This window comes from Pseudomonas oryzihabitans (assembly GCF_001518815.1).
In the GTDB taxonomy this organism is placed as follows: Bacteria; Pseudomonadota; Gammaproteobacteria; order Pseudomonadales; family Pseudomonadaceae; genus Chryseomonas; species Chryseomonas oryzihabitans_E.
Genome location: NZ_CP013987.1, coordinates 2214060 through 2236101 on the forward strand (window position 1 = coordinate 2214060; position 22042 = coordinate 2236101).

Annotated in this window: 16 protein-coding genes and 1 pseudogene; 10 read left to right on the plus strand and 7 right to left on the minus strand. The window is 64.6% G+C overall.

Annotated elements, in window-relative coordinates:
• The first annotated feature begins 87 nt into the window (after positions 1-87).
• Positions 88-1461, plus strand: coding sequence for a glutathione-disulfide reductase (gene gorA, locus APT59_RS10290; protein WP_059314757.1), 1374 nt, complete (start codon positions 88-90; stop codon positions 1459-1461).
• A 23-nt stretch (positions 1462-1484) separates the two neighbouring features.
• On the opposite strand, the gene APT59_RS10295 is transcribed toward gorA, so the two are convergent.
• Positions 1485-2492, minus strand: coding sequence for a bile acid:sodium symporter family protein (locus tag APT59_RS10295; protein WP_059314758.1), 1008 nt, complete (start codon positions 2490-2492; stop codon positions 1485-1487).
• A gap of 76 nt (positions 2493-2568) precedes the next feature.
• Here APT59_RS10295 and APT59_RS10300 point away from each other — a divergent pair, with 76 nt between their 5' ends.
• On the plus strand, positions 2569-3363 hold the full coding sequence (locus APT59_RS10300; protein ID WP_082696320.1) for an AraC family transcriptional regulator: 795 nt from the start codon (positions 2569-2571) through the stop codon (positions 3361-3363).
• 3 nt (positions 3364-3366) lie between these two features.
• Here APT59_RS10300 and APT59_RS10305 read toward each other — a convergent pair whose 3' ends face one another.
• The 6 genes from APT59_RS10305 to APT59_RS10330 all read right to left on the minus strand — a co-directional run bounded on the left by APT59_RS10305 (position 3367) and on the right by APT59_RS10330 (position 9959).
• Complete coding sequence (locus tag APT59_RS10305; protein WP_059314759.1) at positions 3367-4023, minus strand: glycosyltransferase; 657 nt, start codon at positions 4021-4023, stop codon at positions 3367-3369.
• Complete coding sequence (locus APT59_RS10310; protein ID WP_059314760.1) at positions 4020-4619, minus strand: class I SAM-dependent methyltransferase; 600 nt, start codon at positions 4617-4619, stop codon at positions 4020-4022. Before APT59_RS10310 ends, APT59_RS10305 begins: the two co-directional genes overlap by 4 nt.
• Positions 4616-5377 (minus strand): PIG-L deacetylase family protein, encoded by a 762-nt coding sequence (locus APT59_RS10315; protein WP_237140590.1) that lies wholly within the window; start codon positions 5375-5377, stop codon positions 4616-4618. Before APT59_RS10315 ends, APT59_RS10310 begins: the two co-directional genes overlap by 4 nt.
• Positions 5365-6378 (minus strand): acyl-CoA dehydrogenase, encoded by a 1014-nt coding sequence (locus APT59_RS10320; protein WP_420480515.1) that lies wholly within the window; start codon positions 6376-6378, stop codon positions 5365-5367. Before APT59_RS10320 ends, APT59_RS10315 begins: the two co-directional genes overlap by 13 nt.
• Before the next feature lie 117 nt (positions 6379-6495).
• Positions 6496-9072 (minus strand): DNA ligase D, encoded by a 2577-nt coding sequence (ligD, locus tag APT59_RS10325; protein WP_059314762.1) that lies wholly within the window; start codon positions 9070-9072, stop codon positions 6496-6498.
• A gap of 11 nt (positions 9073-9083) precedes the next feature.
• On the minus strand, positions 9084-9959 hold the full coding sequence (locus tag APT59_RS10330; protein ID WP_059314763.1) for a Ku protein: 876 nt from the start codon (positions 9957-9959) through the stop codon (positions 9084-9086).
• A 145-nt stretch (positions 9960-10104) separates the two neighbouring features.
• On the opposite strand from APT59_RS10330, the gene APT59_RS10335 reads away from it, so the two are divergent.
• The 8 genes and pseudogenes from APT59_RS10335 to APT59_RS10365 all read left to right on the plus strand — a co-directional run bounded on the left by APT59_RS10335 (position 10105) and on the right by APT59_RS10365 (position 22039).
• A complete protein-coding gene (locus APT59_RS10335) occupies positions 10105-11094 on the plus strand; it encodes an XdhC family protein (RefSeq protein WP_059314764.1) in 990 nt (329 codons plus the stop codon).
• Between the two features lie 2 nt (positions 11095-11096).
• Positions 11097-11534 (plus strand): annotated as a pseudogene (locus tag APT59_RS22705) (nucleotidyltransferase family protein); the annotation flags it as partial.
• 210 nt (positions 11535-11744) lie between these two features.
• Entirely contained in the window at positions 11745-12254 is a 510-nt protein-coding gene (locus APT59_RS22710) for a CinA family protein (RefSeq protein ID WP_059316868.1), read from the plus strand.
• A complete protein-coding gene (nadE, locus tag APT59_RS10345; protein WP_059314765.1) occupies positions 12251-13081 on the plus strand; it encodes an ammonia-dependent NAD(+) synthetase in 831 nt (276 codons plus the stop codon). The genes APT59_RS22710 and nadE overlap by 4 nt, the downstream gene beginning before the upstream one ends.
• A gap of 459 nt (positions 13082-13540) precedes the next feature.
• Complete coding sequence (locus APT59_RS10350) at positions 13541-15544, plus strand: alpha-1,4-glucan--maltose-1-phosphate maltosyltransferase (protein ID WP_059314766.1); 2004 nt, start codon at positions 13541-13543, stop codon at positions 15542-15544.
• Between the two features lie 134 nt (positions 15545-15678).
• The gene (gene treS, locus APT59_RS10355) at positions 15679-19008 is read left to right on the plus strand and encodes a maltose alpha-D-glucosyltransferase (RefSeq protein WP_059314767.1); all 3330 of its coding nucleotides are present in this window, start codon (positions 15679-15681) and stop codon (positions 19006-19008) included.
• Positions 19005-21224: a 1,4-alpha-glucan branching protein GlgB gene (glgB, locus tag APT59_RS10360; protein WP_059314768.1), complete on the plus strand. Its 2220-nt coding sequence runs from the start codon at positions 19005-19007 to the stop codon at positions 21222-21224. Before treS ends, glgB begins: the two co-directional genes overlap by 4 nt.
• An 86-nt stretch (positions 21225-21310) precedes the next feature.
• Positions 21311-22039 (plus strand): polysaccharide lyase family 7 protein, encoded by a 729-nt coding sequence (locus APT59_RS10365; RefSeq protein ID WP_059314769.1) that lies wholly within the window; start codon positions 21311-21313, stop codon positions 22037-22039.
• Positions 22040-22042 lie beyond the last annotated feature (3 nt).

The following is a 22042-nucleotide window of genomic DNA, read 5'->3' on the forward strand; positions in this document are numbered from 1 at the left end:
TTGTCGTTTCTGGCGGCTGGCCACTGGCACCGCGCCATAGGGTAGCTTGCGTTATGCTGACGCCAGCAGCAGCAGAGAGAAAGCTTCATGACGACCTATGATTTCGACCTCTTCGTGATAGGCGCCGGTTCGGGCGGGGTGCGTGCCGCGCGCTTCGCCGCCGACCTCGGTGCCCGGGTGGCGGTAGCGGAAAGCCGCTACCTGGGTGGCACCTGCGTCAACGTGGGCTGCATGCCCAAGAAGTACTTCATCTACGGCGCCTCCTTTCGCGATGAATTCCGCCAGGCGCGTGGCTATGGCTGGGATGCCGAGGTGCCGGCCTTCGACTGGAATACCCTGGTCGCCAGCAAGGACCACGAGATCCGCCGGCTGAATGGCATCTACCGGGCGCTGCTAGTCAACAGTGGGGTGACCCTGCTGGAAGCCCACGCGCGCATCCTCGACCCCCATACCGTCGAGGTGGAAGGCCAGCGCTACCGGTGCGAGCGCATCCTCATCGCCACCGGTGGCTGGCCGGACGTACCCGACTTCCCGGGGCGCGAGCACGCCATCACCTCGAACGAGGCCTTCTACCTGCCTGAGCTGCCCAAGCGGGTCGTGGTGGTGGGCGGTGGCTACATCGCCGTGGAATTCGCGTCGATCTTCCAGGGGCTCGGTGCCAAGACCACCCTGTTGTATCGCCGGGAGCTGTTCCTGCGTGGCTTCGACCGCGGGGTGCGCGAACATCTGCGCGACGAGATGCTCAAGCGTGGCCACGACCTGCAATTCAACGCCGACGTGGCGCGGATCGACAAGGCCGCTGATGGCAGCCTGCAGGTGACGCTCAAGGACGGTAGCGTCCTGGAAGCCGATTGCGTCTTCTACGCCACCGGCCGCCGGCCGATGCTGGATGACCTGGGCCTGGAAAACACGGGCGTCGCCCTGGACGAGCGCGGCTTCATCGAGGTGGGCGAGACCTTCCAGACCTCGGAGCCCTCGATCTATGCCATCGGCGACGTCATTGGCCGGGTGCAGCTGACTCCCGTTGCCCTGGCCGAAGGCATGACCCTGGCGCGCCACCTGTTCAGTCCGGACAGCTATCGTCCGCTGAACTACGATCTGATCGCCAGCGCGGTCTTCAGCCTGCCCAACCTGGCCAGCATCGGCCTGAGCGAGGAGGAGGCCCGCGAACGGGGCCATCGCCTGAAGATCTTCCAGAGCAGCTTCCGGCCGACCAAGCTCAGCCTGACCGAGGTGCAGGAGCGCACCCTGATGAAGCTGGTAGTGGATGCCGACAGCGATCAGGTACTGGGCTGCCACATGGTCGGACCGGATGCCGGCGAGCAGATCCAGTGCCTGGCCATCGCCCTCAAGGCAGGGGCGACCAAGGCGTGCTTCGACGATACCCTGGGCATCCATCCCACGGCAGCGGAGGAGTGGGTGACGATGCGCAAGCCGGTCCGCGAGGACGAGGCGCGCTAGGCAGGCGCCTCACCTTCAGTAGATCACTTGGGAAGCGGCGCCGCGACGGGCGCGGCTTCCACCGCCTCACGCCGGGCATAGCGCTGCGCCAGCACCGCGCAGACCATCAGCTGGATCTGGTGGAACAGCATGATCGGCAGCAGCACCGGACCCATGGTGCTGCCGGCGAACAGTACCTTGGCCATGGGTACGCCCGTGGCCAGGCTCTTCTTGGAGCCGCAGAAGACCACGGTGATCTCGTCTTCCTTGCTCATGCCCAGCAGCCGTGCGCTGTAACAGGTGGCGAGCAGCACCAAGGTCAGCAGGGTCGCGCAGATGAACACCAGGCCCACCAGCGACAGCATCGGCGTTTCTCGCCACAGGCCTTCGATCACCGCGGCACTGAAGGCGGTATAGACCACCAGCAGGATGGAACCCTGGTCGACGAACTTGAGCTTGCCCTTGTGGCGGTCCACCCAGTGGCCGATGACCGGGCGCAGCAGCTGGCCGGCGACGAAGGGCAGCAGCAACTGGACGCAGATCTTGACGATGGCGTCCAGGGTGCTCTGGCCGTCAGAGCCGCCATGGGCGTCGAGCAGCAGCCGTACCAGCAGCGGCGTGAGGAAGATACCTAGCAGGCTGGACAGGGAGGCACTGCAGACCGCCGCCGACACATTGCCGCGGGCCATGGAAACGAAGGCAATGGAAGACTGCACCGTGGCCGGCAGGGCGCACATGAACAGCACACCAAGGTAGAGCTCCGGCGTCACCAGGGGCGCCAGCAGCGGCTGCAACGCCCACCCGAGCAGTGGAAAGGTGACGAAGGTGAAGGCAAACACCAGCAGGTGCAGCCGCCAGTGGGTGATGCCCGCCACCAGTGCCTGGCGGGACAGCTTGGCGCCGTGCAGGAAGAACAGCAGGCCGATGGCGATGTTGGTCACCACGTTGGCGATCTGGGCCGCGAGGCCGCGGCAGGGCAGCACGCTGGCGAGGATCACCGTGGCGACCAACAGCAGGGTAAAGTTATCGGGCATCAGGCGGGGACGAGCCATGGTCTCTCTCGGGTTGTCTGCGAATAGCCTCAAGGCTATCGTCTCCTGATTGAGCCGACTAACGCGAAAAGCCCCAATGATGTCGTCAAACGGACAGTCTGCGGTCGAACGTCCCGTTCCCGAACTCACCAACCTGCCGCGGCGCCTCTATGCCCGGGTCGAATCCCTGGCGCAACCCGCCTGGACGCCCTGGCACCGGCACCCCTGGGGGCAGCTGTCCTATGCCATCAAGGGTGTGCTGACGGTGACCACGGCCGAAGGCAGCTACGTGGCACCGCCACAGCGGGCGGTGTGGATCGCCGCCGATGTCGAGCACCAGGTGCGCTCTTCGCCCAAGGCCGAGATGCGCAGTCTCTATGTGGGCGCCGAGGCAGCGCCCTACGTAGGCGAGCGCTGTCGGGTGGTGGCGGTGAGTCCGTTGATTCGCGAGCTGATCAAGACCTTCAGTGGCTTCGCGCGGGAGTATGACGAGGCAGGGCCCGAGGGTAGGCTGGTGTCGGTGATGCTGGACCAGTTGCAGGCGGCGCCGGAAGTGGGGCTGTCCCTGCCGGCGCCGCAGGACGGTCGGTTGCGTCTGCTGTGCGAGGCGCTGGCGGCCAATCCGTCGGACGAACGCACCCTGGCGCAGTGGTCAGGGGTGCTGGGGGCTTCGGAAAAGACCCTGAGTCGGGCCTTCCTGCGTGATACCGAGTTGACCTTCCGAACCTGGCGGCAGCGGTTGCGGCTGATCAGTGCGCTGGAGCGCCTGGAGCAGGGCGTTGCGGTCACGGAAGTCGCCCTGGACTGCGGCTACAACTCACCGTCGGCCTTTATCGCCGCCTTTCGCCGGCAGTTCGGCGCGACACCCGGGGCCTTCGCCCTGGGCGTCTAGGGATCAGGCGGTGGCGCCGAGCAGGCTCAGGTAATCACCAAAGCCACCCCGGGCGCGGCAGTCCAGCCGCGAGCTGGTACGGACGCGTACGCTGTTGCTCCAGGCGATCCGCGCGCCCTGGGTCTTGAGCGCCGTGACCAGGCTGACGTCCTCGTCCACGGTAATTGACGGGAAGCCCCCAGCCTGCAGATAGGCCGTCGCCGAGATGCCGAAGTTGGCGCCATGGATGTGCTGATGGCCTTCACGGTCATGATAGGCCGCCTCGTAGCGGGCTCTCAGGCTGGGCGAGTGGGGAGCCCAGTCGTCCACCTCGACTACGCCACAGACCGCGTCGGCACCATAGGCGAGCTGGGCGGCGAACCAGTCCGGCGCCACCTCGGAGTCCGCATCGGTGCAGGCCAGCCAGCGGGCGCCGCGTTGGATCAGGTGCGCGGCGCCCGTCGCCCGGGTCAGGCCTACGTTGCACGCCCAGACCTCCAGAGCGGTCACCGGCAGACGCCGGACGATGTCGGCGGTGCCATCGGTGCAGCTGTCCAGAACGATGACGATCTGGACCTCTTCACCCAGCAGGGCCGGATGCCGTGCTGCGCGTAGAACGGATTGCAGACAGCGTTCGACGTGTTGCTCTTCGTTATGGGCAGGTATCACGGCACCTATCATAGAAGCTGCTCCCGGCGGGCGACGGAGGTGGGGTCGGAGGACCAGAGGGTAAGGACGAAATCGGCTTCTTCGAGCTGGCTCAGGCGGTGCAGGCCGGGCAGGGCGGCCATTCGCGCATGGACCTGGTCGCCGGTCAGGGCGCACCCCTCGATGGGATGGCGCCAGTGGCAGCCGAGCAGCACGCCACCAGGGAGCAGGGCACGTTGCGCCTGCGACAGCAGCGTGTCGAGACCGTCAGTGCCGAGGTAATAGCCGATCTCGCTGATGACGATGAGGTCGAAGGTGCCTTGCGGCCATGCGCCGGGCAGCAGTAGATGACGCACCTCGACATGGCCCTGGTCGGCCAGGCGTTCGCTGGCGGTGGCCACCGCCGAGGCGTTGCCGTCGCTCACCAGCAGCCGGTCGCAGCGATCGGCCAGGCGGCGTGACAATTCGCCGGTAGAGCAACCCGGTTCATAGCCCTGGGCATAGCGTTGGTGAGGCAGCATGGCCAGAGTCAGGTCGCGCTTGCGCGCTTCGTACCAGCGGTGGCGATAGTCCCAGGGGTCTTCACTGTCGGCGTAGAGCGAGTCGAAATAGCTCATGGAGACGGTCATGTGAGGTAGACCTCCCAGGCACGCGTCAGGCGGGTGACGACGGTGTCCGGCAGAATCGGCCCCTGGCCCGTGCTGCTGTCCTCGGTCAACTGACTGCCGAAGGCATTCACCGCCTGCCTCTTGAGCGCCACGACGTCGTCTTCAAGATCGAGGCGCTGGGCGCGGGCCCAGGGTACCCGGGCATCGCCGGGCGCCGCCCAGTGCCAGGTCCAGATCGGCACCTCGATGCAGCGGGCTCCCCGCACCCGGCAGGCTTCCACTGCGGCGCGGCCGGTGGCCTCGTGATCGGGGTGGCCATCCAGGCGCCAGGTGGCGAAGACCACGTCCTCGGGCGTGAGGAAATCCAGCAGGCGTTGGCACAGGAGGTCTTCCTGCTCGCTCACCTGGCCATCGGGGATCGCCAGCCGGGTCACGGTGGTACGCTCCAGCTGCAGACGGCGCAGGGCCTCGCGGGTTTCCAGCGGTCGGGTGTTGCGTAGTCGGCTGGCTGGCCACAGCGTCGATTGCGGATGGCTGCCGTCGCCGTCGGTGACCGCTACCAGCGCCAGGCGCCGACCCAGTTCGCCCAGCAGGCAGAGCAGCCCGCCGCAACCGAGAATCTCATCATCCGGGTGAGGGGCGACGACCACCGCCCGGTGCCCCGGTGGTACCAGCTGGGAAGCTTCCACGGCCGGCATGTCGGCAAAGCCGCTCCACTGCAGCCAGGCTTCGGGTGTGGTGCCTGTTCCTTGAATCTGACGATCACCTACAGTTGCCAAGGAGCACCCTCCAGCAGATTGAGATCACCCAGCACGGCCAGGTCGCGTTCGGCGTGGCTCTGGCGCAGATAGACGGGCAGGTCCGCCATATGGCGCGCGCAATAGGCGTCACGACACAGCGGAGCGGCGCCAAAGGCGCGACCGGCATGGCGAATAACGATCTCCGAGCACTGTTCCACCACGGCACGTAACTGGCAGATGGGATAGCGGGCGTCTGCGGTGGGTTCGCGATCTATCCAGGCGGCCGCCTGGCGAAGCGCGGTCGCCGCGCCAAGCAGGGCGGCGTCCACATGCCCCAGGTGGGCCAGGGCGTGAGGTTCGCGATGGCGCTTGCAATGGGCCCGCAAGGTATCGGCCAAGGCGGTAGCCGACCCATACCAGCAGGCCGCGATGCCGCCACCGCCATGCCAGAAGCCGGGACGATGCAGATAGCGACCCGGCGCGCCAACGAGAACGCCCGCGGCGCCGTCGAACAGGACGTCGACGCTACCAGTGGCCTGCATGCCCACGGCGCGCCAGCCGTCCTGCGTCACCTCGACGCCGGGTTGATTCATTTCCACGGCGACCAGCATCGGATGATCGTCCATCCAGGCGGTCACCAGCGCGTGGCTGACCAGCGAAGCGCCCGAGCACCAGGACTTGCGGCCATGCAGGGTGACCATGCTGTCGGCGCCATAGCGGACCAGCAGGCGCGCATCCGGCGGTTCGGCCGCCCAGACACCCCAAAGGCTGTCGGGCAATGGTACGAAACCATCCAGTTCGCTCAGGATGGCGAGGGCATCGGTGTGGCCTTCGTACAGCTTGACCAGACCCAGGTCGTGATTGGCCACCTTGGCCAGGGCGCGCCAGCGATCCAGAGTCTGCCCCTGGCCTGGCAGCGGCAGGCGGTCGAGACCACGCTGATTGAGAATCTGGAGGCGGTGTTGCAGCAGTACAGGAGTGACCTCTTCATAGGCCCACTCGTCCAGGGTGTCCTGAAGGCTATCCAGATCGATCGACATCGGCTCCATCCCGTGGCTGGCGACGGCGCTGTCCACGACAACGCTCGTTAGTGCAGACCACGGGTAGCGATAAGGGGTTTCGCTTAGGCGGTACGTTGGCCGACGATAGGCGCGTCGCTAATCTGCGCCCAAACGTTCGCGCCGCGCCCGGGTCAGCCCCTGGCGCACCTTCGCATATCCTGCCCAAGGGTCGTCCTTGAGCCCTTCGAGGCGCTGCATCAGGGTATCGAGGCGCCATTGGTCGCTGGCCTGGAGGGTCGACAGCTCGTCGCGGGCAATGGGTACCGAAACGCCGAGGTGCGGCCGGGCGCGCAGGGAAAAGGCGCTGACCGTGGTGGCGCCATGGCGGTTGCGCAGGTAGTCGACGAAGATCCGGCCCTGCCGATTCTGCGCTCCCATCTTGGCGGCAAAGAGCTTGGGCAGGGTAGTGGCCAGGTGCTGCGCCGCGGCCTGGGCGAAGCCCTTGACCGTTTCCCAGTCCTGCCGGCGATCCAGGGGGACCACCAGGTGCAGGCCGCGACCGCCGCTGGTCTTGACGAAGGCCTGCAGCCCCAGCTCGTCGAGGAGGGTGAGCACCAACTCCGTCGCCTCCACCATGCGTGACCAGGGCAGGGCGGGATCAGGGTCGAGATCGAGGATGAAGCGGTCGGGTCGGTCGATGCGGTCGGCGGTGGCGTTCCAGGTGTGGAATTCCACGCTACCCATCTGGGCGGCACCGATGAGGGCATCGCGGCTGTCGATGACCATCAACGGCGCATGACCGGGATCGAGCGCCGTATCCAGTTCGCGGATGTGGGGAATGGCCAGGGTCTGCTTGTGCTTCTGGAAGATCTGCTCGCCGGCGATGCCTTCGGGGGTACGCACCAGCGCTACGGGGCGATCGGCCAGATGGGGCAGCATCCAGTCCGCCACGGCTTCGTAGTAACGGGCGACGTCTAGCTTCGTCGCGCCGCTGGCCTCGTCGATCACTCGCTCCGGATGGCTGATACGCACGCCAGCTACGGTGGCATCCTTGGACGTGCGCGAGGATTTTCGGCTAGAGGAGGATGAAGGGCCGGATCGTTCAGCTTCGCGCGCTGGTGCCGCTTCTTCCAGGCCGATCTCCTGGGCTGGCTTGTCCTCGCGCAAACCGTGGAAGACGCCCTGACGGACGATGCGATCCTGGGTCATCTCGGCATAGGCGATCTCGCACAGCTGTTCCGGCTTCAGCCAGGTCACCTCGCGATAGGCGGCGCCCTTGGGCGGATCCACCACCGGTGGCCGTTCTACCATCAGCGGCTGGAATCTGGCGTGCAGCTGCTTGAGCATCGCCGCGGTGAATCCGGTGCCGACCTTGCCGGCATAGTGCAGCGCTCCCTGCTCATCATGCAGCGCTACCAGGAGGGCGCCCAGGTGCTGGCGACCCCCTTTGGGTGGGGTATAGCCGACGATGATGAATTCCTGGCGATGGGCACACTTGAGCTTGATCCAGTCCTTGTTGCGGCGGGAGCGATAGGGGCTGCCGAGGCGCTTGCCGATCACGCCCTCCAGACCGAGTTCGCAGGCGCTGGCCAGGATGCGATCGGCCGGTACCTCGAAGGCGGCGGAAAAGCGCAGCAGGTCGCTCTCGTTGCTGTTCTCTAGCAGTTTGCCCAGCAGCTCACGGCGTTGCTCGACCGGGACCTCGCGCAAATCCGCGCCGTTGAGATAGGGCAGGTCGAAGAGGTAATAGGCGATACGGCTGTCCTTGCCGGTCTCGAAGGCATTCTGCAGCGCCTGGAAGCTGGAGACCCCATGGGCGTCGTTGACCACGATCTCGCCGTCCAGCCAGGCATTGTCGAGGCCAAGGGCGGCGAGGGCCTTGGCCTGGTCCGGTAGGCGCTCGGTCCAGTCGTTACCGCTGCGGGTGAACAGACTGACCGCGCTGCCCTCGATATGGGCGAGCAGACGATAGCCGTCGTATTTCACCTCGTACAGCCAGTCTCCCGCCGGTGGGCTGTCGACCAGAGTCGCCAGCTGGGCCTCCAGCGTCGCCGGCAGGTCGGCCTTCCGAGCCTTGGCGGTGGTCTTGCGCGCTGGCGCCTTGGGACTTGCCGCTTGGGTGGAAGCCTTGGCTTCCTTGGCCTTGGTACCCTTGGCCAGGCGCGGCAGAGTCTTGTCGCTCAGTACGCTGTCAGGCGCCTCCACCGTGATGTCGTACTCGGCGGTTTCCCGTGCCTGATCGTCACGCTCCTTGATCAGCAGCCACTGGGGCTTGTCGCTATGGCCCCGCAAGCGGGTGCGTACCAGGGTCCAGTGGCCACGGAGCTTTTCGCCCCTGAGCTCGAACTTGAGCTTGCCAGCGGCATAGGCTTGCGCCGGGTCGCCGTCGGCCTGCCATTCGCCGCGATCCCAGACGATGACGTCGCCCGCGCCGTACTGGCCTTCGGGAATGCTGCCCTCGAAGCCACCGTAGGCGATCGGATGGTCCTCCACCTGGACCGCCAAGCGCTTTTCACCCGGGTCCAGACTGGGGCCCTTGGGCACCGCCCAACTCTTGAGCGTACCGTCCAGTTCCAGGCGGAAGTCATAGTGCAGGCGGCGCGCATCGTGCTTCTGGATAACGAAGCTCAGGGCACCCTTGGCCTTGCGCCGACGCGGGCTGTCCTCGTCACGCGGCTCGGCGGTGATATCGAAGTTGCGCTTGCGGTTGTATTCGCTAGACGAACTGGCCATGGCGGCGTTCCTCACTTGGCCTTGCGCGTACGGCTGGCAGCCGGGCTACGTCGGCTAGTCGAGCGACCCGCGCTCTTGGGCTTGGGCGCATCCTTGGTCTTGTCCTTCTTGCCACCCAGGCTGCGGCGCAGCAGTTCGGTCAGATCGATGACATCGGCGCCGCTGTCATCGGCCTCGGGTTCCGCAGCGACGGCTTCGAGCTTACCGTCCTTGAGCTTACGCTCGACCAGGGCCATGACGTTGTCCTTGAAGGTGTCAAGGTACTGGTCCGGGTCCCATTGCTCGGTCATGTCGGCCACCAGGCGCTGGGCCATGTCCACCTCCTTCTTGGTGACCTTGGCGTCCAGGCCTTCGAGCCCCACGTCTTCGGCGGATCGAACCTCGTCGGCCCAGCGCAGGGTGTTGAGCACCAGAGCGTTGCCCAGGGGCATGATCACCGCCAGGTGCTGCTTGGAGTGCATCACCAGGTTGGCCACCCCGACCTTGCCAGCGGCGCTCAGGGTATCCCTGAGCAAGGCATAGACCTTCTCGCCATCCTTGTCCGGCGCCAGGTAGTAGGGCTTCTCAAAGTGCAGGATGGAGATCTCCCGGGCTTCGACGAAGGTGAGGATGTCGATGGTGCGCGTGGCCTCGGGGAGGGCATTGTGGATTTCGTCCTCGCTGAGCACCACGTACTTGCCCTTGCCATGTTCGACCCCCTTGACGATGTGCTCGCTGGGCACCTCCTTGCCGGTGGTCTTGTTGATGCGCTTGTAGCCCACCGGGTCGAGACTGCGCTCGTCCAGCCAATCGAAATCGATGCCCGACTGCCGGGTCGCCGAAACGACCGATACGGGGATGTGCACCAGGCCGAAGCTGACGGCGCCTTTCCAGATCGAGCGTGGCATGAGCATTCTCCATAAGGGGGTATCCCTTATGGATAGGCCGGTGATCCCGGGGGTTCCGCTGCTGGGGAACCCCGCTCCGTCGTTGGGTTCTACCCCCGGAACGACGATTTCGCCGTCACAGGCGCAGGGTAGAGAGGAGCAGGGCGTGGACAGTGTCGATCAAGAGGTTTTGCGCAAGACCCTGGCCTGGCGACGGGAGAGTCATGGCGTGAGCCTGTTCACCGTGGTCCAGACCTGGGGCAGCTCGCCACGCCCCCCGGGTGCCATGCTGGCGCTGCGTGACGATGGTCAGGTCTGCGGCTCGGTCTCCGGCGGTTGCATCGAAGACGATCTTATTGCCCGGCTACATGCGGGCCAGTTTGCTGGCGACCGACCCGAAGTGATCACCTATGGTGTTTCGGGCGACGAAGCCGCGCGTTTTGGATTGCCCTGTGGCGGCACCCTGCGCCTGGTGCAGGAGCGAGTCGCGGATGCCGATTGGGTGGCGCAGCTGCTGGAGCGGTGCGAGCATCACCAGCTGGCGTTGCGCGAACTTGACCTGGCGACTGGCGAAGTGCGTATTTCCAGCGCCGAGCTCGATGAGCCGGTTTCCCTGGACGAGCAGCTGCTGCGCCTGGTGCACGGACCGCGCTGGCGGCTGTTGCTCATCGGGGCCGGTCAGCTGTCGCTCTACGTCGCCGACATGGCCGCCATGCTCGATTTCGAGGTGCTAGTTTGCGATCCCCGCGAGGAGTTCCGCCAGGGTTGGGAGACGCGCCAGGCGCGCTTCATCTCCGGCATGCCAGACGACGCCGTGCTGTCGATCCGGCCAGACGAGCGCACCGCGATAGTGGCCCTGACCCATGACCCTCGGCTGGATGACCTGGCACTGCTGACCGCGCTGCAATCCGATGCCTTCTACGTGGGGGCGCTGGGCTCGCTCCGCAACAACGACAAACGCCGCGATCGTCTGCTGCAACTGGACGTACCGGTGGCCGCCATCTATCGGCTGCATGGCCCCATCGGCCTGCACATCGGTAGCCATACACCGCCCGAAATCGCCCTGTCGCTGCTGGCGGAGATCGTGGCGGTCAAGAATGGCGTCGCCCTGACTCAGAAGAAACGCGCCCTGGTGGCGGTGGAGCAGGTCGCCTAGGGATGGCATCGGTACAGGTGCTGATCCTGGCGGCTGGTGTCGGCAGTCGTTTTCGCGCGGCAGGCGGCGGCGACAAGTTGCAGGCGATGCTGCCTGGCGCGTCTCAACTGAGCGTATTGCAGGCGACCTTTCGCCTCTGGAGGAGCCTGGGTCTGCCGTGCCTCGCCGTGGTCTCGGATAGCGCCCCCTGGCGCGCGGAGCTGGCGCTCCAGGAAGGACTGCAGGTCTTGAGCCTGCCCACCACCGGCATGGGCGACAGCCTGGCCGCCGCGGTACAGGCGACCCCAACGGCAACAGGCTGGTTGGTCGCACTCGGTGACATGCCCTTCGTCCAGCCATCGACGGCTCGCCAGCTGCTGGAACTGCACGAGCCCGGGCGTATCGTCGTGCCCCGGAATCAGGGGCGGCGCGGTCATCCGGTGCTCTTTGGTCGGAATTTTGCCGCTGGGCTAAGCGAGCTCCAGGGTGACGAAGGAGCGAAACGGCTCCTGCGCCAAGGCCAGGTGCTAGAGCGGGAGGTCATGGATCCCGGCATCCACTGCGACATCGACACCCCTGCCGATCTGGAAAAACTGGCCCCGGTCAGCTCCGAACTTCCCCGAATCGCTGTTCTTCCAACGCAGGAGAACGCTATTTGGAGCAAGACGATCATGAACACCATCGAGTCCATGCTGGACTATCTCAAGGATCACGAGCTGCAGCTCACCACGGCGGAATCCTGCACCGCCGGCAAGGTGGTCGGACTATTGTCGGAAATCCCAGGTAGTGGGAGCTGCATCGAGTCCGGCTACGTCGTCTACTCGCCCGAAGCCAAACAGCGGCTGTTGGGTGTCAAGCCCGAGACCATCGAACGCTACAACCTCACCAGTGAAGAGGTCGCGCGGGAGATGGCCGAGGGCGCGCTGCGCGACAGCCCAGCCCAGATAGCCATCGCCAATACCGGTCTGGCCGGCCCAGGGGGTGCCGACGGCATCGCCCAGGGAACCGTCTGTTTCGCCTGGGGTTACCGGGTGAACGAAGACATCGTGCTCTATTCCGAAACGCGGCTTTTCCCAGGCGATCGGGAGGCGGTACAGCTGGCCGCCGCCCGTCATAGTCTTGATGCCGTGGTGCCCTATCATCAACGTCTTGAACGCGAATCCAAGGAGAACGCCCGATGACCGAAGCCCTTCAGCGCGACATCATCCAAGCCTTGCAGGTCCCAGAGCATTTCGATCCGGCCGAGGAAGCGGAGCGTCGCATCCAGTTTCTCAAGGATTATCTGCTGAACAGCCAACAGGAAAGCTATGTACTGGGCATCAGCGGCGGCGTGGATTCCTCCACCGCTGGTCGTCTGGCCCAATTGGCCGTGGAGCGAGCGCGAGAAGAGAGCGGCAACGCTCGCCTGAGATTCATCGCCATGCGCCTGCCCTATGGAGTCCAGCGCGATGAGGAAGATGCCCAGCGCGCGCTTGCATTCATCCAGCCCGATGAGACCCATACGGTCAACATAAAGCCCGCCAGCGACGCCATGCTTGACTCGGTCCGAGAAGCCAAGGTGGCCTTCAATGACGAGCTCCATGAAGACTTCACCTTGGGAAACATCAAGGCGCGTCAGCGCATGATCGCCCAGTACGCCGTCGCCGGGGCGCGCCGGGGCCTGGTGATAGGGACCGACCATGCGGCTGAGGCCCTGATGGGCTTCTATACCAAGTTCGGTGATGGCGCCTGTGACCTCACCCCCTTGCACGGCCTCAACAAGCGGCGGGTACGGGCCGTGGCCGAGTGGCTCGGAGCGCCTGACGATCTAGTGCACAAGGTGCCCACCGCTGATCTGGAATCCCTGTCGCCAGGTAAGGCCGACGAAGATGCCTTTGGCATCACCTATGCGGAAATCGACGATTTCCTCGAAGGCAAGGCAGTGAGTCCGGGGACCCTGGAGATCATCCTCAACACCTACCGCCGTAGTGCACACAAGCGTGACTTGCCCTATACGCCTTTTCATTGATTTCAACGGCTTAGGCTATTTAGTTTAGGTGGATACTCATCTTTAGGGCCATTGCTCGGGTGTTCAGGCGCGACGCTTCGGTGCGCTGTGGTCGATACCGAAGCGTTCGCGCTACAGGCTATAAAAGACTTTATATTCCTTGTTCAACTTGTTGAATAAAAAGGTTTTATTAGTATTTTTCGAAAGTCTCAGTCATCGCTGTTCGGCTGAACTTTTGCGCGTCGCCGGCGCTCAGACTCTTTCAGACATACCCGCGTGAGCGATTCCGGTAGCAGTAGGGCCGCGGCTGTCAGGAGTGGTGCCTTTCAAGGCATCACTGTGGACTATCGCCCCCCTGTCCCAGGGGGGCGGCCAGCCGGGCCTCTTTGGCGGTAAGCCAAGCAGTAGCGGGTTCATGACCTAGGTCGCATCGCTTGGGCGTTGCGGCCTTTCACGCGTCTCTAGATGGAGTCAGGCTCGATGTCGAACACCGATCTCCCCGGTTCTTTTTCCACGCTTTCCCTCGATCCCGCCACGGCTGCCCAGACCCCACGCATTGCCATCGAGTCGGTAACGCCGACCGTCGACAATGGCCAGTTTCCCGCCAAGGGTATCGCCGGCCGGGTCATTGAGGTGACCGCCAAGATCTTCGCCGACGGCCACGACAAGCTGGCCGCCACTGTGCTCTGGCGGCAGGAGGGTGAGGAGAACTGGCAGCAGGCTCCGTTGACCCTGGAAACCAACGACCTGTGGCGGGGCCGCTTCACGCCGCCAGCGGTGGGTCGCTATGAATTTGTTGTCCAGGCCTGGTGGGACGTCTGGGGTACCTATCGCTACGAGATCGAAAAGAAGTACGCCGCGGGCGTCGGGCTTAACCTGGAGTTGCAGGAGGGCCGTATCCATGTGGAGCAGGCGCTGTCCCGCGCCGAAGGCGAGCAGCGTGGTCCCCTGGAGGCCCTGCTGCAGCGGCTAGATCAGGCCGGTAGCGAAGGTGACAAGGTCGCCGTGCTGCTGGCGGGCGAGGCGAGCCAGGCGATGACGCCGGTGGATGCCTATGTCCATCTGACCCACAGCATTGAATATCCGCTGGACATCGAGCGGGTTCGTGCCGAGTTCGCCAGCTGGTACGAACTCTTTCCGCGTTCCATCACCGACGATCCCCAGCGTCACGGCACCTTCCGCAACGTGATCGGCGAATTGCCGCGCGTGCGCGACATGGGTTTCGATGTGCTGTATTTCCCACCGATCCATCCGATCGGCCTGGCGCACCGCAAGGGTAAGAACAACACCCTGGGCGCCGGTGCCGATCAGCCGGGCAGTCCCTATGCCATCGGCAGCCCGGATGGCGGTCACGATGCCGTGCATCCGGAGTTGGGTAACCTGGAAGACTTCCGCGCCCTGGTGGCCGCGGCGGCCGACCATGGCCTGGAGATCGCACTGGACTTCGCCATCCAGTGTTCGCCCGATCACCCCTGGCTGCAGGAGCATCCGGGCTGGTTCTCCTGGCGTCCCGACGGGTCCATGCGCTATGCGGAAAACCCACCGAAGAAGTACCAGGACATCGTCAACGTCGACTTCTATGCCAAGGATGCCGTGCCTGATCTGTGGCTGGCGCTGCGCGATGTGGTCTGGCACTGGGTGGAGCAGGGCGTGAAGATCTTCCGCGTCGACAACCCCCATACCAAGCCGCTGCCGTTCTGGGAATGGCTGATCGCCGATATCCGCGGTCGCGACGCCGATGTGATGTTCCTCGCCGAGGCCTTCACCAAGCCGGCCATGATGGCGCGCCTGGGCAAGGTCGGGTACAGCCAGAGCTATACCTACTTCACCTGGCGCAACACCAAGGCCGAGCTGACCGAGTACCTGACCGAACTCAATGAAGCACCGCTGCGTGACTGCTATCGGCCGAATTTCTTCGTCAACACGCCGGACATCAATCCGGTATTCCTGCAGAACAGCGGCCGTCCCGGCTTCCTGATCCGCGCGGCCCTGGCCACCATGGGTTCCGGTCTGTGGGGGATGTATGCCGGCTTCGAACTCTGCGAGGGCGCGCCCCTAACCCCGGGCAAGGAGGAATACCTGGACTCGGAGAAATACGAGCTGCGCCCGCGCGACTTCTATGCGCCGGGCAACATCATGGGCGAGATCGCCCAGCTCAATCGTATTCGCCGGCAGAACCCCGCATTGCAAACCCATTTGGGGCTGAAGGTCTACACCTGCTGGAACGACCAGATCCTCTACTTCGGCAAGCGTACCGATGACCTGGGCAACTTCATCCTGGTGGCCATCAACCTGGATCCTGTCAACGCGCAGGAAGGTCACTTCGAATTGCCGTTGTGGGAACTCGGCCTGGACGATAACGCCACCACCTACGGCGAGGACCTGATGACCGGGCATCGCTGGGCCTGGCACGGCAAGACCCAATGGACGCGCCTGGAACCGTCGATGCCCTTCGGCATCTGGCGCATCCAGGCGGGCCACTAGCGACCTCTCAGGCGGGTCGGCCAGGCAGCCAGGGAATATCCCGGCTTGCCTGGTCCAGCCCGTCCCCATCGCCGGGCGGCATGGACGACCGGCGCACGCATCTGATTCAGACGCCCTGTTAAGGACCTGACGACATGGCAAAACCTAATAAAGCTCGTTCCCGCAAACCTGCCGCCTTCATCGATGATCCGCTGTGGTACAAGGACGCGATAATCTACCAGGTGCATGTGAAGTCGTTCTTCGACTCCAACAACGATGGCATTGGTGACTTCCCGGGCCTGATCGACAAGCTCGACTACATTGCCAGTCTGGGCGTCAACACCATCTGGCTGTTGCCGTTCTATCCGTCGCCACGTCGTGACGATGGCTACGATATCGCCGAATACCGCGGTATTCACCCCGACTACGGCACCATGGCCGATGCCAAGCGATTCATCGCCGAGGCGCATGCCCGTGGCCTGCGAGTGATCACCGAGCTGGTCATCAACCACACCTCCGACCAGCACCCCTGGTTCCAGCGGGCACGGCGTGCCAAGAAGGGTTCGGCGGCGCGCAACTTCTACGTCTGGTCCGATGACGACCAGAAGTACGACGGCACCCGCATCATCTTCCTCGACACCGAGAAGTCCAACTGGACCTGGGACCCCGTCGCTGGCCAGTACTTCTGGCACCGCTTCTATTCCCACCAGCCGGACCTGAACTTCGACAATCCCCAGGTCATGAAGGCGGTCATCTCGATCATGCGGTACTGGCTGGACCTGGGCGTCGACGGTCTGCGCCTGGACGCGATTCCCTATCTGGTGGAGCGCGACGGTACCAACAACGAGAACCTTCCCGAGACCCATGTGGTGCTCAAGGAGATTCGCGCCGAGATCGACGCCAACTATCCGGACCGCATGCTGCTGGCCGAGGCCAACCAGTGGCCGGAGGACACCCAGCTGTACTTCGGTGATGGCGACGAATGCCACATGGCCTTCCACTTCCCGCTGATGCCACGTATGTACATGGCCATCGCCCAGGAAGACCGCTTCCCCATCACCGACATTCTGCGCCAGACCCCGGAGATCCCGGCCAATTGCCAGTGGTCGATCTTCCTGCGCAACCACGATGAACTGACCCTGGAGATGGTGACCGATCGCGAGCGGGACTACCTCTGGAATTATTACGCCTCGGATCGCCGCGCGCGTATCAACCTCGGCATCCGTCGGCGTCTGGCACCGCTGCTGGAGCGCGACCGTCGCCGTATCGAGTTGCTCAACAGCCTGTTGCTGTCGATGCCCGGTACCCCGACGATGTACTACGGCGACGAAATCGGCATGGGTGACAACATCCACCTGGGCGATCGCGATGGCGTACGGACCCCGATGCAGTGGTCGGTCGACCGCAACGGCGGCTTCTCCCGCGCCGACCCAGCCAGCCTGGTGCTGCCGTCGATCATGGACCCGCTCTACGGCTACCAGGCGATCAACGTCGAGGCCCAGTCCCGCGATCCCCATTCGCTGCTCAACTGGACGCGGCGCATGCTGGCCGTGCGCAAACAGCAGAAGGCGTTCGGCCGCGGCACCCTGAAGATGCTGTCGCCCACCAACAGACGCATCCTGGCCTACCTGCGGGATTTCACCAACGCCCAGGGTGAGCACGAGACCATCCTCTGCGTGGCCAACGTCTCCCGCGCTGCCCAGGCGGTAGAGCTGGACCTGTCCAACTTCGCCGGTCAGGTACCAGTGGAGATGATCGGCGGCAGCGCCTTCCCGCCCATCGGCCAGCTGCCCTACATGCTGACCCTGCCGCCCTATGGCTTCTACTGGTTCTACCTGGCCGGCAACGAACAAATGCCCTCCTGGCACACCGAGCCCCCAGCGCCGATGCCCGACTACCAGACGGTAGTGATCAAGCGCAATCTGCAGGAACTGCTCGACGGCGAGCCGCGCCGCATCTTCGAAGAGGTGCTGCCGGTCTATCTGCCCAAGCGCCGCTGGTTCGGTTCCAAGGACGAGGCCATCACTGGCGTGCGTCTGGACTACGCCGCCCAGATCAATACCCCCAAGCTGCCGGTGATGTTCAGCGAAGTGGTGGTGACGAACGCCAAGGGCGAGGAGCGTTATGCGCTGCCGCTGGGCTTCCTCGCCGAAGAGGACCAGCACTGCAGCCCGCTGGCGACCCAGCTGGCCATCTCCCGCATCCGGCACGTGCGCCGCGTTGGCCTAGTGACCGATGCCTTTGCCTTGACTAGCTTCGTGCATGGCGTGTTCGACGCCTTCCACAAGGGGGCCAAGCTCGCCTTGCCCGCGGGTGAACTGAGCTTCGAGGTCTATGATCAGGCCGAGGACTTCGCGCTGGATCCGGACATCGAGATCAAGCACCTGGGTGTCGAACAGTCCAATAGCTCGCTGATCGTCGGCGACCACCTGATGCTCAAGCTGATCCGCAAGGTCGCGGCGGGTATCCATCCGGAAGTGGAAATGGGGCGCTATCTGGCCCAGGCTGGGTTCGCCAATATCGCCGCCACCCACGCCGTGGCCCAGCGCATCGCGGCCGATGGCACGCCGCATGTGCTGATGCTCGTGCAGCAACACATCCACAACCAGGGTGATGCTTGGACCTGGAGCCTCGACGGGCTGGATCGGGTCACGCGTGATCTGCTCAGTGGCGGCATCTCCGACGTGGAGAACGAGTTCACCGCCATGGGCGATCTGACCGCCTTTGCCGGCGTGCTCGGCAAGCGCCTAGGTGAAATGCACTTGGTGCTCGCTCAGCCCACTGACGATGCGGCCTTCGCCCCGGAAACCGTGGACGCCCAGGCGGCCAAGGAGCTGGCGCATCGCGTCCGCGTTCAGGTGGACGGCGCGCTGGATACCTTGCAAGGCATGGGCGATCAGCTCGATGCCACCGGCAAGCAATTGCTGCAAGGGCTGGTCGGCAAGCGCGAGGCGCTGGCCAAGCGCATCGAGGCGCTGGCGGCCGATGTGGAAGGGGGCCTGCGCATCCGCGTCCATGGCGACCTGCACCTCGGTCAGGTACTGGTGGCTCAGGACGATGCCATCCTCATCGACTTCGAAGGCGAACCGGCGCGTTCGCTGGAAGAGCGGCGTGGCAAGTACGGTCCGCACAAGGATGTCGCCGGGGTCCTGCGTTCGTTCGACTACGCCGCAGCCATGGTTACCCAGTCCAGCAATGCCGGTGCCGATACCTCGGACGAGAATCTGCGTCTGCGTGCCAAGGCTGCGGAAACCTACCGGAATTCGTCCTATGCAGCCTTCCTGGAAGCCTATCGCACCGCAGCGGCCGACATCGGCCACCAGTGGAGCGAGCGGGGCGAACAGGCGGCGCTGGATCTCTACAGCCTGGAGAAGGCCGTCTACGAGATAGGCTACGAGGCTGCCAACCGACCCACCTGGATCAACATCCCGCTACGTGGCGTCGTCGCCATTGTCGAGACCCTCTTGTCTGGAGCCCGCGCATGACCGATCACACCACCGCCTCCGTCGCTCCCCTGGACGACGCTCGGCTCTCGGCTGCCGAAGCCGAGTCGCTGGCCCGCGGCGAGCACGGCAATCCCTTCGCCGTGCTTGGTCCCCATCCCGATGGCGAGGGCGTGATCGTCCGCGCCTTCCTGCCCAACGCCCTGGGTGCTGAGCTGGTCGATCGCGTGAGCGGTCGGCCGCTGGCCCAGATGCAACCGGGACGGGTGCCCGGCTTGTTCGTCGCGCGGCTGGAATATGCCGCGCCCTACAAGATGGTGATCCGCTGGCCCAGCGGCGTACAGGAAACCGAGGATCCCTATTCCTTCGGGATGCTGTTGGGAGAAACCGACCTCTATCTGTTCAACGAGGGGCGACACCGCAACCTTGGCGAGACCTTTGGCGCCCAGCGCTGCCAGGTCGACGGCGTGGAGGGCGTACGCTTCGCGGTCTGGGCACCCAATGCCCGTCGGGTATCGGTCGTCGGGGACTTCAACAGCTGGGACGGGCGCCGGTTGCCCATGCGCCTACGCGCCAACAGCGGCGTCTGGGAACTGTTCGTGCCGCGCCTGCCGGTGGGAACGGCCTACAAGTACGAGATCCTCGGCCAGCACGGTGTGCTGCCGCTCAAGGCCGATCCCATCGCCCTGGCGGCGGAATTGCCCCCGCGTACGGCTTCAGTGGTCGCCGACAACAAGCCCTTCACCTGGCACGACCAGGACTGGATGGCGCGGCGCCGTGAACTCCAGGGCCTGGAGGCGCCGATATCGGTGTACGAATTGCACGCTGGGTCCTGGCGCCGGGATGGCGGTGACGAAGGTCGCCTGTACAACTGGCGGGAGCTGGCCGAGCGCCTGATTCCCTACGTTCGCGAAATGGGTTTCACCCATATCGAGCTGTTGCCGATCATGGAGCACCCCTTCAGCGGCTCCTGGGGTTACCAGCCACTGGGCCAGTTCGCGCCCACCTCGCGTTTCGGCTCGCCGGCTGATTTCGCCGCCTTCGTCGATGCCTGCCACCAGGCGGACATCGGCGTCATCCTCGACTGGGTACCGGCGCATTTCCCCACCGACGAACATGGCCTGGCCCGCTTCGACGGCACCGCGTTGTACGAGTACGAACATCCCTACGAGGGCTTCCACCAAGATTGGAACACCTACATCTACAACCTGGGGCGCCATGAGGTGCATGGCTTCATGCTGGCCTCGGCCATGCACTGGCTGAAGCATTTCCACATCGACGGCCTGCGGGTCGACGCCGTGGCCTCCATGCTCTACCGCGATTATTCGCGCAAGCAGGGCGAGTGGATCCCCAACATCCATGGCGGCCGCGAGAACCTGGAGACCATCGCCTTCCTACGTCATCTCAACGAGGTGGTCCATGAAGAAGCACCGGGTGCCCTGGTGATCGCCGAGGAGTCCACCTCCTGGCCAGGCGTCAGCGCGCCGGTGAGCGAAGGTGGCCTGGGGTTCGACTTCAAGTGGAACATGGGCTGGATGAACGACACCCTCCACTATGTGGAAGAGGACCCGGTCTATCGCCAGTACCACCATCACCAGATGACCTTCGGCCTGGTGTACGCCTGGTCGGAGCGTTTCGTGCTGCCCATCTCCCATGACGAGGTGGTACATGGCAAGGGCTCGATGATCGAGAAGATGCCGGGTGACGTCTGGCAGAAATTCGCCAATCTGCGCAATTACCTGAGCTTCATGTGGACCCATCCGGGCAAGAAGCTGCTGTTCATGGGCTGCGAGTTCGGTCAGTGGCGCGAATGGAGCCATGACCGCGAGCTGGACTGGTTCCTGCTGGAGCATGGCACCCATCGCGGTGTGCAGCAGTTGCTCGCCGATCTCAACCATCTCTATCGTCACGAGCCGGCGTTGCACGAGCGCGACCACCTGCCCGAGGGCTTCGACTGGGTGGTGGGCGATGATAACGGCAACAGCGTCTTCGCCTGGCTGCGGCGGGATGCCCAGCAGCGGCCCCTGCTGGTGATCGCCAATTTCACCCCGGTACCGCGTAACGACTATCGAGTGGGCGTGCCTGCGCTGGGTCACTGGCAGGAGATCTTCAACAGCGATGCCGAGCGCTATGGCGGCTCCAACCTGGGCAATGGTGGCGGCGTGACGGCGGAGGAGGTCGCGGCCCACGGCCAACCGGCGTCCCTCAACCTGAACCTGCCGCCCCTCGGCCTGCTGGTGTTCAAGCCGCAAGGCTGATCCGGAGCGCCTTCCGCGGGCGCTCTGGCTGACAAGCATCACCTGTCTGGGTGATGCTTGTCAGGCATCTGGCAACCGAGAAGCCCATGATCGATCTCGCCGAATGGAATCTGACGGTACCGGTACCCATGCCTGTGGCTCAGGTACAGACCGCCGAACTCAACAGCAGCGGTTTTCGTAGTCCCTATCTCATGCGGGGCCCAGGCGGCACCTTGTTGTTCTGGGTGCCGGTGACGGGCACCCCGCAACCCTTCGATGACTATCCCGCCACCGAATTGCGCGAGACGCGACCGGATGGCAGCACCTATGCGTGGAAGTACCGCGATGCAGATGCGCTGTTGCAGGCGGAAGTCGCCGTACAGCAGGTACCGTCGCGTCCAGAGGTAGTCATCAGCGAGATCGAGGACCAGGCCCGGGTACCCGCCGCACCCGAACCGCTGTTGCAACTGGTCTACCGGGTGGAGGGCTCGACCGAGGAGGATCGGGGTCAGACGACGCAAGGCCAGCTGATCGCCCGGCTAAGGGAGAGCCCCAGCGACAGTGCCAAGGAGGTCATTCTGCTGGAACGCCTGCCGCTCAACAGTCGCTTCAGCTACGACATCAAGCTGGCCCGCACCGGTGTACTCACCGTGCGCGCCCACGGCGCGGGTTCCCGCACGGGAGACCTGGGTCTGCAACTGGATGGCGCCTGGAGCGACCATCACCTGTATTTCAAGGCAGGCGCCCGCTTGCGCGATGGGGAGGGGCCCGCCAACGAAGGCGGGCGGGTGCTGTTCTACCGCCTGATTTCGATGCACCAGCCCAACAACCGTTGAGGC